Source organism: Nicoliella sp. ESL1106 (assembly GCF_058509965.1).
The window spans coordinates 1,284,767-1,298,887 of the sequence record NZ_CP196340.1; the positions used below are offsets into that span (position 1 = coordinate 1,284,767).

The 14,121-nt window shown below is 40.0% G+C and carries 12 protein-coding genes; all 12 read right to left on the minus strand.

Annotated features, from left to right (window positions below):
* Positions 1-109: 109 nt before the first annotated feature.
* The 12 genes from ACSVI6_RS05570 to pgsA all read right to left on the minus strand — a co-directional run bounded on the left by ACSVI6_RS05570 (position 110) and on the right by pgsA (position 14,079).
* Positions 110-1,471, minus strand: a complete 1,362-nt coding sequence (locus tag ACSVI6_RS05570) for a DEAD/DEAH box helicase (RefSeq protein WP_491720607.1) — start codon at positions 1,469-1,471, stop codon at positions 110-112.
* 1 nt (position 1,472) lies between these two features.
* Positions 1,473-2,429, minus strand: a complete 957-nt coding sequence (locus tag ACSVI6_RS05575) for a DHH family phosphoesterase (RefSeq protein WP_491716464.1) — start codon at positions 2,427-2,429, stop codon at positions 1,473-1,475.
* Positions 2,430-2,514: 85 nt separating this feature from the next.
* Positions 2,515-2,871: a preprotein translocase subunit YajC gene (gene yajC, locus ACSVI6_RS05580; RefSeq protein WP_491716465.1), complete on the minus strand. Its 357-nt coding sequence runs from the start codon at positions 2,869-2,871 to the stop codon at positions 2,515-2,517.
* A gap of 49 nt (positions 2,872-2,920) precedes the next feature.
* Positions 2,921-3,928 (minus strand): Holliday junction branch migration DNA helicase RuvB, encoded by a 1,008-nt coding sequence (gene ruvB, locus ACSVI6_RS05585; protein ID WP_491716466.1) that lies wholly within the window; start codon positions 3,926-3,928, stop codon positions 2,921-2,923.
* 15 nt (positions 3,929-3,943) lie between these two features.
* The gene (gene ruvA, locus ACSVI6_RS05590) at positions 3,944-4,561 is read right to left on the minus strand and encodes a Holliday junction branch migration protein RuvA (protein ID WP_491716467.1); all 618 of its coding nucleotides are present in this window, start codon (positions 4,559-4,561) and stop codon (positions 3,944-3,946) included.
* 15 nt (positions 4,562-4,576) lie between these two features.
* Positions 4,577-6,526: a DNA mismatch repair endonuclease MutL gene (mutL, locus tag ACSVI6_RS05595; protein WP_491720608.1), complete on the minus strand. Its 1,950-nt coding sequence runs from the start codon at positions 6,524-6,526 to the stop codon at positions 4,577-4,579.
* A gap of 19 nt (positions 6,527-6,545) precedes the next feature.
* Positions 6,546-9,173, minus strand: coding sequence for a DNA mismatch repair protein MutS (gene mutS, locus ACSVI6_RS05600; protein WP_491720609.1), 2,628 nt, complete (start codon positions 9,171-9,173; stop codon positions 6,546-6,548).
* 21 nt (positions 9,174-9,194) lie between these two features.
* On the minus strand, positions 9,195-9,998 hold the full coding sequence (locus ACSVI6_RS05605; protein WP_491719622.1) for a TIGR00282 family metallophosphoesterase: 804 nt from the start codon (positions 9,996-9,998) through the stop codon (positions 9,195-9,197).
* A gap of 92 nt (positions 9,999-10,090) precedes the next feature.
* Positions 10,091-11,650 carry a ribonuclease Y gene (gene rny / locus ACSVI6_RS05610; protein WP_491717304.1) on the minus strand — a complete coding sequence of 520 codons (1,560 nt, stop codon included), beginning with the start codon at positions 11,648-11,650 and terminating at the stop codon, positions 10,091-10,093.
* 180 nt (positions 11,651-11,830) lie between these two features.
* On the minus strand, positions 11,831-12,901 hold the full coding sequence (gene recA / locus ACSVI6_RS05615) for a recombinase RecA (protein WP_491716471.1): 1,071 nt from the start codon (positions 12,899-12,901) through the stop codon (positions 11,831-11,833).
* Positions 12,902-12,986: 85 nt separating this feature from the next.
* Positions 12,987-13,463 carry a nicotinamide-nucleotide amidohydrolase family protein gene (locus ACSVI6_RS05620; RefSeq protein ID WP_491716472.1) on the minus strand — a complete coding sequence of 159 codons (477 nt, stop codon included), beginning with the start codon at positions 13,461-13,463 and terminating at the stop codon, positions 12,987-12,989.
* 34 nt (positions 13,464-13,497) lie between these two features.
* Positions 13,498-14,079, minus strand: coding sequence for a CDP-diacylglycerol--glycerol-3-phosphate 3-phosphatidyltransferase (gene pgsA, locus ACSVI6_RS05625; protein WP_491716473.1), 582 nt, complete (start codon positions 14,077-14,079; stop codon positions 13,498-13,500).
* Positions 14,080-14,121 lie beyond the last annotated feature (42 nt).

Sequence of the window (14,121 nt, forward strand, 5' to 3'; positions counted from 1 at the left end):
GTCCCTAATTTCCATTTAGATTTTGGATGTTCCAATTTGTTATTTGTATTTTTATTCAACTCAATTATACAATATTTTTAACTATTGAGCCAACTTTTACACTGAAAAATTAACGGTATCGTTGGGAACTTTGCTTCTTTTGCTTCCGTTGTTGACGGGCTTCATTACGTTGTTCAACCCGCCGATTAAATTCATCATTTCGTTTAATGGCGTTCTTAATGCGCCGCTTGTAGCCCGGCTTGACCTTCCGCTTATTCTTCTTCACCATCCCAATCATAGTTGGTTCTAGCTTTTTAGAACGATTACGGTGGGTCTTACGGCGATTACGGTCATATGAATCAACGATTTCATGGTCCTTAATCGCCTTAGGTTGAAACTTAATTCCCATGTTTTCAAGTTCAGCAACGCGTTCTTCTTCACCAGGTTGATAAAGCGTAATGGCAGTTCCAGCCATCCCCTTGCGACCAGTTCGACCAACACGGTGAATAAAGTAGTCCAAGTCCTCTGGGATATCATCGTTGATCACGTCAGAAACCCCATCGATATCGATTCCCCGTGCAGCTAAATCAGTCGCTACTACGAACTGAAATTCAAGGCGTTGGACCTGCTTCATGATGCGCTTGCGTTCTCGCGGCTTCATTCCACCTTGGATCATTCCGACTTTGAGTCCCTGTCCTACTAAATAGTCGTGGATTTCTTGGACCCGTGTTCTGGTATTAGCAAAGATCAACACCAAATACGGTTCACCAATCGTTAACAGTTGATAGATCAAATCATTTTTATCCTGACCCTTAGTAGAAATCAAAAAGTTATCAACGGTAGGGCTAATCACTGATTCGACTGGGATTTCTTCTAAGACTGGTTGATTCATGTACTTCTTCAAAAATGGTTCTAGTTTTTGTGGAATCGTAGCTGAAAAGACCATCATTTGTAGGTCATCGCCAAAACTAGCCGCAATTTTGTCCACTTCGCCTAAGAACCCCAGGTCTAGGGTCATATCAGCTTCATCGACTACTAAACGATTCGCAGTGTGTAAATCGAGGGCTTGGGTGTTAACTAAGTCCAAGATTCTCCCAGGCGTTCCAATGATAATTTGAGGTTGTTCGTGCTCTAATTTTTCAATCTGGCGTTGCTTATCAGTTCCACCCACGTAATTAGCAATGTGAATTGGCTTGTCGCTATGGCTAGCTAACTGCTTAGCATTTTCATAGATTTGATAGGCTAACTCCCGACTAGGGGTGGTAATTACAGCTTGAACAACCTGCTTATCTAGATTTAATTGATCAAAAATTGGAAGTAAAAAAGCGTGGGTCTTACCGCTTCCAGTAGCGGATTGACCAATAACGTCCTTCCCCTTTCTAATCACTGGAATCATTTTAGCTTGAACCGGTGTTGGTTCGGTAAATTTTAATTCTTCCAATGCTTCGTTGATAAACGGCTTGAAGTTGAACTGTTTAAAAGTGGTACTCATATTAGGCAATTACTCCTTTATAATTCTGTGCAGCATCACTGATTGCTGCAATTACCTGCTTAATTTCTGCATCATCTTTAGCAACCGCACCACTCGCTAATGGATGGCCACCCCCACCGAAATGTTTCGCAATTTCATTGATCACGGGACCCTTAGAACGCAACCGCACCCGATAGGTTTCATCTTTTTGTTGAACGAAAATGGCCCAGTTCTTCACTTCCTTAAGCTTACCAGGGAGGGGAACTACTGCAGATGTACTTTCGTCACCTAACTCTAAATCCTTTAAAATTTGGTTGGTCAAGATAATATAACCCGCACCACTATCCAAGATTTGAAGATTTTGGTAAACATATGCAGATAGGCGCGCTAATGGTAGATCGATTTCATCTTCAATTTGATTGACATCACTAGTTGAAAAGTCTAATTGCGCAAGTCCAGCGGCCACGGCGAACGTATGGGCAGAAGTAGAAGGATACTTAAAACGACCGGTATCGCCAACGATTCCGGCATACAATAACCGTCCAGCTTCAGCATTGATCTTTAAATCAGCACTTGCGCTGTAAAGATCATAAACAAGCTCACTAGTACTGGAGGCTTCTGGTTGGACCCACATTAAATCACCAAATTGGTCATCATTGGGGTGGTGGTCGATCTTAATCAACATTTTCCCCTTAGTGTAACGATCATCGTCAACGCGGGGTTGATTAGCGGTATCTAATACCATTACCAAAGCATCTTTATAAACATCATCATCAATCTCATCAACAGTCCCTAACCAATTAAAACCTGTGTACTGTTTTCCAACACAGTACACATGCTTATTTGGAAATGATTCCTTAATAATATTGGCTAGTCCCATCTGTGAGCCGATCGCATCTGGGTCTGGATGTTGGTGTCGATGGATAATAATTGTATCGAATTGTTTAATTGCATTAACGATTTTTTCTTGAGTATTCATAATGCCATCCTTTTTTATTTGTTAACTGAATTATAACATTAAAAAAAGCCTGAGTAACTTCAGGCTTTCCAAAGGTCAATTAAAATTATTTTGCTGATTCATCTGACTTAGCAGCACTATCATCAGCAGCTGAATCAGTATCATTTGATTCTGATTTTGAATCATCTTGACTAGCAGCTACTGGAGCAGCAGTAACACTAGCAATTGCGTTTAGATCGAATTCAAGAAAGATGCCGTCACAATCCAATGTTACGGTCTTATTTTCTCGATCGATAGAATCAACGACACCGTGAAGACGACCAATGGTTACAACCTTGTCGCCTTGCTTAATGTTATTAATAGTTTGTTGGTGTTCTTGTTGCCGCTTCTTTTGTGGCCGAATCATGGTGAAGTACATCACAACAATGATTAGCGCGATAAAAATAAAACTTGAATATTGCATAATTAATTACACTCCTTATTTATATACTACTTTAACAAAAATCAGCCAATTAGTCTACTGGTTTTAAGTGAAAATGCTCATAGGCCTCATTAGTAACCATTCGACCACGAGCAGTCCGTTTTAAAAATCCAATCTGCAACAGGTATGGCTCATACATTGATTCGATCGTATCGGATTCTTCACCAATATTAGCAGCAATCGTATTCAACCCGACCGGACCACCATTATAAATCTTGATCATCGTAGTCAACAGTTTTTTATCGGTTGCATCAAGGCCCATTTCATCAACTTTTAATAACTCTAATGCACGCGCTACAACTGGTAATTCAATACTTGATTGACCAGAAACCTGTGTAAAATCACGAACCCGTTTTAATAAGCGATTCGCTATCCGTGGCGTTCCGCGTGATCTTCTAGCGATTTCATGGGCGGCTTGCTCTTTAATCTTTGTATGAAAAATATCAGCAGTTCGCTTAACAATTTCCTGTAAATCAGCAACTTCATAATAATTCATATGTTCTATGATCCCAAATCGATCCCGCAACGGGGCCGCTAAAATTCCAGCACGGGTCGTAGCTCCTACTAACGTGAACGGTGGCAGTGGAAAGTGAACTGGATGGGCGGTTGGCCCTTGACCAACAACGATATCGATATAAAAGTCCTCCATTGCCGAATACAACATTTCTTCCACTACCTTAGGTAACCGATGAATTTCATCAATAAACAAAACATCCCCAGGCCGCAACTCATTTAATAGCGCCACTAAATCGCCAGGTTTTTCAATCGCAGGCCCACTGGTGGTTTTAATATTAACCCCCATTTCACGTGCGATGATCATTGCTAAGGTCGTTTTCCCCAGTCCAGGTGGTCCGTACAACAATACATGATCTAATGACTCCTCTCGTTGCTTAGCCGCTTGAATATAAATTGATAGTTCATGCTTCAATTGTTCTTGACCAATATATTGGCTTAACGTTTGTGGGCGCAACGACTTTTCAACTGCAGATTCATCATTTCCTTGAGAACTACCAGATACGATTCGATTATCATCTGCCATCATAAATCCTCCCTTCTAATATTGAGTTAACAGTTTCAATCCTTCACTTAAATACTGATTGGTATCCATGGGTTCATTAAATGCCAATAGTTGCTTTTCAACCCTTTTTATATCCCTAGCAGAATACCCTAGTGCACTTAATGCACCTAAGGCGTCCTTTAATTCCTTAGTATCATTATTAGCTAACGAATCATCTGCAGAATCCGCAGGCGTTGATTCCACCGCCTGAAACAAATCATCAATTTTACCCTTTAAGTCTAAAACGATTTGCTTTGCAGTTTTTTTACCAACTCCTGGAAATTTCGTCAAAAAGGTAATATTTTCTTCGTTAATTGCCCGCAAAAGGCCCTGGTTTTGATTGCCCGCCATAATTGCATTCGCACTTTTGGGGCCGATTCCAGAAACGTTAATCAACTTTTCGAACAATGCTTTATCATCGCGGCTTTGAAAAGCGTATAGCGATTGAAATGAATCCGTTACAACCTGATGAATGTAAATTCGGACCTTCGTTTGGGTATCAACTTGATAGCGGTATGGATCAGCAGTGAACAATAAATAACCAACGTCATTTACGTCCAATACAATGTAGCTGGGGGTAACGACTGTCACGTAGCCGTTCAAATATTCATACATTTAATTTTACCTTCCTTAATCCCGTTTATTCTGGCTTTGATGTGGGTCTTGAATCCGTTTGAACATTTTTTCCATATCGTAATTCGTAAAATGAACCAACACCGGACGACCATGGGGACAATTGAATGGATCTTCGGCTTTCTCCAGTTGTGCAAGTAGTGATACTGCTTGTTTACGATCCAAATGATGGTTAGCCTTAATTGCCTGTTTACAACTCATCATAATTGCAGTTTGAGCCCTAAATTGAGCAACCGTGATTTTACCATTATTCAAAACGCTATCCACCATGTTGCGAATCGTTGCCTCTTCTTGCCCAGCAACGAACCAAGTCGGGTGATGACGAATAATAAAGCTATTCTTACCGAAAGGTTCCAAAAAGATCCCAATTCCTTGAAGTAAATCTAAACGTTCAGACAATTTAATTGCTTCAGTTGTGGAATACTCCAACACGATCGGCACTAATAAATCCTGTTGATCATTGGCAACATTCCCTATCGATTTACGAAACCGTTCATAGTTAATTCGCTCTTGAGCAGCATGCTGGTCAACAATATACAGCCCATCATCAGATTCTGCCAATAAATATGTTCCATGCATTTGTCCAATGTAAATCAAATTCGGAAACTTAGTTGATGAATCGACATTATGAACCTCACTTGACGTTTGGTTGGGGGTTGACTGCATTTCAGCAAACGGCCTAGTCATGGCCAATGGTTCATTCCGATAATGTTCAACAAAGTTATCAACGGCGGTGCCAAATAAATCTTTTCTTGTGTTGATTTTTATCAGCTTGGGGGGCGTTGTTTGCTGGTCTGGTTCAATAACCGTAGGATTTATATTCTCTGCCTTGGCTACCGTTTTAGAATCATGGTCTGTATCAACATGATAATGTTTAGGCTGACGATTAAGATCAAATGCTGTTTGATCATTATGGTAGCGTGGCTTTACCGAACGCTCACGGTTCATTACATCTGGAATTAAATTTTGATTTAAGAACCGCTTCGCAATCGTATTTGTAATTAGATTACAAAGTGCATCCTCCTTGCTGACGCGGACAGTTTGCTTCGTTGGATGAACATTCACATCCACTAGGGTGGGGTCAACTTGAATGTTAATTACTGCGATTGGGTAGCGACCCACCATTAATTTAGAGCCATATCCAGCAACAATGGCTCTGACGATTTGATAATTTTTAATGAAGCGCCCGTTCAAAATCACCACTACGTAATTCCGATTTGCCCGCGTCAATTCGGGCAGGCTGAAATAGCCACTAATTTTAAAATCTAAATCATGACCCTCAAAGGCAAGCATTTTTTGTGCTTTTTTAGCACCATAAATGCCGCCTAGGACTTGAAGCTGATCTCCCCGTCCAGAGGTTCTGAGCAACTCTCGACCATTGTGAACCAAGGAAAATGAAATTTCTGGATGCCCCAGTGCAATTTGATTTAAAACATCGGTAATTTTTGATAATTCCGTAGAAGGCGTCTTCATATACTTCAGCCGTGCGGGCGTATTAAAAAATAGGTTTTGCACTATTAGGGTAGTCCCACGCCGTAGTTCGGCTGGCTTATTATCAATTTCTTTGCCGCCGCGAACATGATATTCGACTCCCTGGGTCCCGTTAGAAGTCTTTACGATTACATCAGAAACAGAGGCAATACTTGGTAGGGCTTCACCCCGAAAACCGAGCGAATGCACATTAAATAGATCACGACGATCGCTAATTTTACTAGTTGCATGACGAGTAAAAGCTAAGGGCAGATCATCTGGATCCATTCCCTTACCATCATCAATCACTTGGATGCTATTAAATCCAGAATCAGTAACGTTGATATCAATTTGGGTACTATCCGCATCGATTGCATTTTCGACTAGTTCCTTAACTACAGAAGCTGGTCTTTCAACTACTTCCCCAGCTGCAATTTGGTTCGATAAAATTGGTGATAATTTATGAATCGCTCCCATCGAACTGCCCCCTTCTTAATTAATCATTCAACCGTTTTTTCCATTGGTAAACCTTATTCATAATATCCATTGGTGTCATTCCCATTAAATCAGTTTTAGCTAAATCGACCAAAACTTGCTTTTCAATTTTGCTATGCTTAACTAATTTATCATCAGCTAGTGGTTCTGAAAATAACGCCAGTTGCTGATCTTGTTGTGCTAACTCATCTGGCTGCGGCTGTGGTTGTGCATCCAAGGCAGGAGAATTTATTTCTTCATGATTAGAGTGTGCCTCTAAGTCCTTTAAAATCACGTCTGCGCGTTTTAAAAGCGGGCTTGGTAGTCCAGCAATTTTAGCAACATGAATTCCGTATGACTTATCAGCTGCTCCTGGTTTTACCTTGTGTAAAAACACTAGTTCACCATTTTTTTCACTAGCCCCCACATGCACATTTTTCAGATGTGGAAGCTCCTGGTTCAAGGCTGTTAATTCATGGTAATGAGTGGAAAACAGGGTCTTCGCATGAATTTGATCATGAACGTATTCAATAATCGCCTGTGCTAAAGCCATCCCGTCGTAGGTCGCAGTCCCCCGTCCTAGTTCATCAAATAGGATTAAGCTATTGGGCGTTGCCTGTTGCAAAGCTTGATTAGATTCCTTCATTTCGACCATAAAGGTACTTTCGCCACTAATTAAATCATCAGCTGCACCAATTCTAGTAAATATTTGATCAAAAATTGGCATTTGTGCTGATTTGGCGGGGACAAAGCACCCCATCTGAGCCATTATAACCGTTAATGCTAATTGACGCATATAAGTGCTTTTCCCAGACATGTTAGGCCCTGTAATCAATAACACGTTCGTATCATGATCCATCTCAATGTTATTAGGAACATAAACTTGCCGCCCCATTACCTTTTCAACTACCGGATGGCGTCCATCAATAATTTCTAAGTCATGATTATCATCTAATGTGGGGCGGACCCAGCGGTATTCTTCACTAATGCTAGCAAAGCTTTGGAGTACGTCTAACGTAGAAATTGCATCCGCTAATTTTTGAAGCCGTTGAATCGATTTTTTGACCTGTTCCCTAATTTCAGAGAATAAATCGTACTCTAAACTCTTTGATTTTTCCTGAGCTTCTAAGATTAACGATTCCTTCTCCTTCAATTCTGGTGTAGAAAAGCGTTCTGCATTGGTTAAGGTCTGTTTTCGTTCATAGCGGTCGCGTGGTAACTTATTCAAGTTCACCTTAGTCACTTCAATATAATAACCAAAAACATGGTTATAGCCAATCTTTAAGTTATTAATACCAGTTGCCTTTCGTTCACGCGCCTCTAAATCAGCTAACCATTGCTTACCGTTTTTCATTGCATCTCGATACTGGTCCAATTGACGACTGTAGCCATCTTGAATCACCCCACCCTCGGTAACTGAGATCGGTGGTTGTTCAACGATTGCAGCATCAATCAAGTTCGCAACATCGTCAACAGGTTCGATATTTTGGTAAATCCCTCCTAATACTTTGGGATTGAGTTGCTCTAAACAATACTTAATTTGTGGAATTTGATTCAGAGAAGTTTTTAATTGAATTAGATCACGACCATTAACGTTTCCAAAAGCTACCCGACCAGAAAGGCGTTCTAAATCATAAACCTTAATCAAAGCCTCTTGAAGTTGACTCCGTTCAAAATAGTGGTCCAATAGTTCTTGAACTGCATTTTGTCGCTCAACGATCGCCTGTTTCTTAATCAGCGGACGCGTTAACCACCGCTTTAATTTCCGTCCACCCATTGCTGTTTTAGTGTTATCCAGTAACCACAATAAAGTTCCGGACCTTTTCTTCGTTCGAATATTTTGTGACAGTTCCAAATTATACTGAGAATTATGATCCATTTTTAAAAAATATGAAGGTTCATACGAAATTGCCTGCTGGAGATGGGCTAGATCCCTTTTTTGCGTTTCAGTAATATATGTCAAAAGAATTGCGACGCTTCTTTTTTGAACATCAGTCGGCAATTTTTGGGTTAGATAGCTAGTTTCAGCCATTTTTTTGACACCCTTTTGGTGTGAAACTAAGATTCCTAACTTTTCGAATTTCTTGATCAATTCAGCGCTAACCATATCATCAACAACAATTTCCTTGGTTTGTAAGCTAAGGGACTCATTAATAATGGCGGCTTCACTATTTAAAGCACTTGCACGTAGCTCCCCAGTTGAAAGCTCAGAATATGCAAAACCATATTGATTGTTCTGAGCATCGTAAACTAACGAAGTAAGGTAGTTATTATTTTTGGCATTCGCAACCCCTGATTCAGTTCTTGTTCCTGGTGTAATCAACTGGGTTACTGAACGCTTGACCATTCCCTTAGCTGATTTAGGATCTTCCATCTGTTCACAGATCGCGACCTTATAACCCTTATCCACTAAAATATCAACGTAGTTTTGAATCGCCCGATGTGGCACCCCACACATTGGAATGGGGTCTTTAGAATTACGGTTGCGACTAGTAAGGGTTAATTCTAAAATTTGTGAGCCTTTAACAGCATCATCATTAAACAATTCATAAAAATCCCCCAATCGATACATCAAAAAAGCATCTGGATATTGATCCTTAACTGCTTGGTATTGTTGCATCATCGGCGTTAGTTTCGCTGCACTTGCCATTATAAAGTTCCTTTCATTCTGTTATTTATCATACGGGTGATCTGGATTGATTAAGATGGGGCGAATTTTTGTAGCAAGCCCAGTACGATCACTAATATCGATAACACAACCAGATAAGATTCCAGCCCCATTTTCTTCAACCGCAAATCGCACTGGACGCTGAGTAATAAACCGCTTCAAGATTAAATCAGTCTGCATCCCTAATACGCTATCGTATGGACCAGTCATCCCAGCATCACTCATAAACGCAGTTCCACCAGGTAAAATACGGTAGTCATTAGTTTGCACATGGGTATGCGTTCCGATCAATGCCGAAATGCGCCCGTCTAAGTAGCGTGCAATTGCTGTCTTTTCGCTAGTGGTTTCAGCATGAAAGTCAATCAAACAATAATCAATGTCATTTTTAAGTGCATCTAAAATCCCATCAATCGTATCAAATGGATTGTTTAGATTATCCATAAAAACTAACCCCTGCAAATTAATCACAGCCACTTTTTTACCATTTACGTTAATAACCGTATAACCCTTTCCGGGGACATCTGGGCCAGGATAATTAGCTGGACGAATTAAGTTGGGCGTATCATCGATAAAGTCTAACAGCTCAGCATTGTTCCAGGCATGGTTACCTAAGGTGATCACATCTGCTCCAGCATTCATAATTTGCTTGTATCCCTTGTGACTAATTCCCCTACCCACTGAAGTGGAATTTTCTCCATTAACAATGGTAAGCTGCGGCTTTAAGTCCTTCTTTAACTTTGGTAGATATTCTTGTAGCATCGACACTCCGATATTACCAACAGTATCACCAACAAATAATAATCTCATCTAATCTGGGTCCTCGTTTCTTTTTTCGAAAGCATTTTATTTAATTTTAACACGGAAGAAAGTAAATAAAAAAGACCACTGCATGGTCTTTTCTACTTAGCATATTCAACTGATCGAACTTCACGAATAATCGTAACCTTAATGTGACCTGGGTATTCCATGTCAGACTCGATCTTACGTTTAATATTGCGAGCTAATACAACTGCTTGGGTATCTGAAACTTTTTCAGGATTAACGATGACCCTAATTTCACGCCCAGCTTGAATTGCATAGCTTTGTTTTACTTCTTTAAAACTATTACTAATTTTTTCTAAACTATCCAAACGGTGAACAAAGCTTTCTAATGACTTACTCTTTGCTCCTGGTCTGGAAATCGAAATCTTTTCAGCAACGGCAACTAATTCTGAAATCACATAACGTGGTTTTGTCGAATTAGTACTGTCATCAGCTTGAATAGAATCGATAATCACTGGACTTTCGTGGTATTTTTTAGCTAAATCAGCACCGATTTTAACGTGCGATCCATCAGCTTCGTGATCCACAGCCAGTCCAATTTCGTGTAATAATCCTGCGCGTTTTGCTAATGTAACATCCTCACCCAATTCAGCAGCTAATACTCCAGTGAGCTTTGCTACCTCAATCGACCGACTTAAAGCATTTTGTCCGAAGTACATTTTATACTTCAATTTACCAACTAACTTAATCAATTCGTGATTCATTGAATGAATTCCTAAGTCAAAAATGACATCTTCGCCAACTTCTTGAATGTGTTGATCTAATTCACGACGACTTTTCTCAACCATCTCTTCGATCCGAGCTGGATGAATTCGGCCATCCTTAATCAATTTTTCCAAGGCAATTTTGGCAACTTCCCTTCGAATTGGATCAAAACCACTTAGGATAACGGCTTCTGGAGTATCATCAATTACTAAATCAATTCCAGTTAACGTTTCAAAAGTCCGAATGTTCCGACCTTCGCGTCCGATAATCCGTCCCTTCATGTCATCACTTGGTAAGTTAACCACAGACACCGTTGTTTCTGAAACGGTATCAGCAGCGCTTTGTTGAATTGCCTGAACGATCAAATCCTTAGCATTTTCATTTGCATCATGATGCGCCTGATCATAACTAGATTTAATCATCTTGGCTCGCTCGTCAGCTAATTGATTCTTGGTCTCCTTGATAATCAAGTCGCGTGCTTCATCTTGTGATAGAGATGAAACCCTTTCGACTTCAAGTTGACGTTTTTCAACGAGTGATTCTGCTTCTTGTTGTCGCTTGGCAATTTGTTTTTCGTCTGCGTTAAGACGGGCTTCCTTTTTAGTAAACCAATTGTCACGTTTCTCTAATGATGATTCCTTGCGATCGAGGGAATCTTCACGTTGTAATAATCGATCTTCTTGCTTTTGAATTTCAGAACGGCGATCCTTTAATTCTTTTTCAATTTTTGATCGATAGTCATTACTTTCTTCACGTGCTTCAAGAATTGATTCTTTCTTAGTAGTCTCTGCCTGACGCTTTGCCTCAGCTAAAATGTCATCGACATTTTGATGGGCAGCGTTAAGACGCTTTTCAGTTGCACTTTGATGCACTGCTTTTCCAACAAAAAAACCAACGATAATAGCGATGATTGCGACGAGGATTAAATAAATAAATGGCACTATAACACCTCCGCATCATCAAACAATGATTAATTAATCAGTATTTTAGATGTTATTGATTACTATCACACTTACCCATTTTAAATTTTAGAAAGCAAAGTGTCAACTAACTTATAACCATTTCAAAATAAAAAGGTAAATTAAGTTAACTCAATTTACCTATCTTATTATTTATTTATCTTTTTGATTATCGGCATCAGACTTAGCATTACCATCCTTAGGAGTGCCTTCAGCAGCTTCTTTTTCAGCAGCACCGCCCATATTATAAGCTACGCGAACCTTATTGTAGATTTCAGCTTTAACATCAGGATGTTCAACTAAATATTGTTTAGCATTTTCACGCCCTTGACCAATACGATCTTCTCCGTACGAGTACCAAGAACCAGCTTTATTAATGATATCCTTATCAGCAGCCATATCAATTAATTCACCGTCTTGAGAAACCCCTTTTCCATACATGATATCCACTTCACAACGCTTAAATGGAGGAGCAACCTTGTTTTTGGCAACTTTGATCTTAGCGCGACTTCCGATAATATCAGTACCATCTTTAATTTGTTCACCACGCCGAATTTCTAGGCGGATCGTGGAGTAGAACTTAAGGGCCCGTCCACCAGGGGTCGTTTCTGGGTTCCCGAACATCACGCCGACCTTTTCACGAATTTGGTTAATAAATAATGCAATCGTTTTGGTCTTATTGATCGTCCCAGATAGCTTTCTTAAAGCTTGTGACATCAAACGCGCTTGTAAACCAACGTGGGTGTCACCCATTTCACCTTCAATTTCAGCTCTTGGAACTAGTGCAGCCACTGAATCGATTACCACGATATCAATCGCTCCACTAGATACTAGGGCATCGGCTATTTGTAACCCTTGTTCACCCGTATCAGGTTGGGAGAGCAATAAGTCATCAATATTAACCCCTAAGTTAGTTGCATATTCAGGGTCTAAGGCGTTTTCTGCATCAATGTATGCTGCAGTCCCACCTTGCTTTTGAACTTCTGCTACGGCTTGCAAAGCAATCGTAGTTTTACCAGAACTTTCAGGTCCATAGATTTCAACAATCCGTCCACGTGGATATCCACCTACACCAAGTGCATTATCTAAAACTAATGAACCTGATGGAACAGTCGAAATCCGCGTATCACCGCGGTCTCCCATCCGCATAATGGAACCTTTACCGAACTCCTTCACAATTCGCTTTAATGCACCGTCAAGTGCTGCCTTGCGTTCGTCAGCCATTCATTTTCCTCCTTATCGTTTCCAAAAAATCATCTTTATATACTATACTAATCAATTATCAAAAATGCAAACAAAAGTTCGTTTTTTATTGTTCTAATCGTTGAGCAAGCATTTCAAATCCCTTTGCAACCGCTGATCTTCTAACTTCGTCTCGATTGCCTTGAAAGTGATAAACGCTAGCAATCGTTGGATGGCCCACAAAACTCAGGCCAATCCAAACCGTTCCCGCAGGATTTCCTTCCAGTGAATCTGGCCCAGCGACTCCCGTAAATGAAACTGCGACCTTAGTATTTAAAATCTGACTCGCCCCACTTGCCATCTCAATTGCAGTTTCTTCGGAAACGACCCCAAATTGCTTGATTGTTTCATCATCAACCCCAACTAACTGATGCTTCACTTCATTAGCATAGGTAACAAATCCGCCCGGAAAAATCGCTGATACGCCAGCGACATCCCCTAACGTGCTTTGAAACATGCCAGCAGTCAAACTTTCTGCAGCTGTGATGGTAAGGCCAGAAGCAATCATCTTTTTAACTAACTGTGTTTGAAACCGATTTGCCATTTTATCACCCTCAATATTTAAATACGTAATAATTTTAAATTGAATTTTTAAATACAGATCCACTTTTAATAAAGTATTCCACACCAGAGTAAACGGTAAAAAACAAACAAATATATAGTAAAATTTCACCAATCGGCACTTTAATTAAGCTAAAAATAAAGTTATTCATAAATAAGAAAATGATCGAAAACATCTGTGAAGCCGTCTTAATTTTACCAGGCCAAGCTGCAGCAATCACTTCACCGTCGTTTTCAACTACGATCAATCTTAACCCCGTGACTGCAAGTTCGCGACAAACAATAATTGCTGCAACCCAAGCTGGAACTTTGCCATATGAAACTAAAATAATAAAGGCACTCATCACGATCATTTTATCAGCTAGTGGATCTGCAAATTTGCCAAAATTAGTAACAAGATGCTGTCTTCTTGCAATTTGACCATCTAAGAAGTCAGTAATTGTTGCCACGGCAAAGATTATTGCCCCAAGCAAGCTATTAATCGCAATCGTACTACCTAGAATGGTAACTGACCCCCAACTAATCGGCAGTACTAAAACTAAAATAAAAATGGGAATTAAAAAGATTCTTAACAGCGTTAATTTATTTGGTAAATTCATTAAAAAACCTCCAAATAAAAAGCCGGGTAAAACTACCCCGCT

Bases quoted from the DNA above. Each gene is read 5' to 3' on its own strand.
- ACSVI6_RS05570 (WP_491720607.1), bottom strand. From the start codon at position 1,471: ATGAGTACCACTTTTAAACAGTTCAACTTCAAGCCGTTTATCAACGAA.
- ACSVI6_RS05575 (WP_491716464.1), bottom strand. From the start codon at position 2,429: ATGAATACTCAAGAAAAAATCGTTAATGCAATTAAACAATTCGATACA.
- yajC (WP_491716465.1), bottom strand. From the start codon at position 2,871: ATGCAATATTCAAGTTTTATTTTTATCGCGCTAATCATTGTTGTGATG.
- ruvB (WP_491716466.1), bottom strand. From the start codon at position 3,928: ATGGCAGATGATAATCGAATCGTATCTGGTAGTTCTCAAGGAAATGAT.
- ruvA (WP_491716467.1), bottom strand. From the start codon at position 4,561: ATGTATGAATATTTGAACGGCTACGTGACAGTCGTTACCCCCAGCTAC.
- mutL (WP_491720608.1), bottom strand. From the start codon at position 6,526: ATGGGAGCGATTCATAAATTATCACCAATTTTATCGAACCAAATTGCA.
- mutS (WP_491720609.1), bottom strand. From the start codon at position 9,173: ATGGCAAGTGCAGCGAAACTAACGCCGATGATGCAACAATACCAAGCA.
- ACSVI6_RS05605 (WP_491719622.1), bottom strand. From the start codon at position 9,998: ATGAGATTATTATTTGTTGGTGATACTGTTGGTAATATCGGAGTGTCG.
- recA (WP_491716471.1), bottom strand. From the start codon at position 12,901: ATGGCTGACGAACGCAAGGCAGCACTTGACGGTGCATTAAAGCGAATT.
- ACSVI6_RS05620 (WP_491716472.1), bottom strand. From the start codon at position 13,463: ATGGCAAATCGGTTTCAAACACAGTTAGTTAAAAAGATGATTGCTTCT.
- pgsA (WP_491716473.1), bottom strand. From the start codon at position 14,079: ATGAATTTACCAAATAAATTAACGCTGTTAAGAATCTTTTTAATTCCC.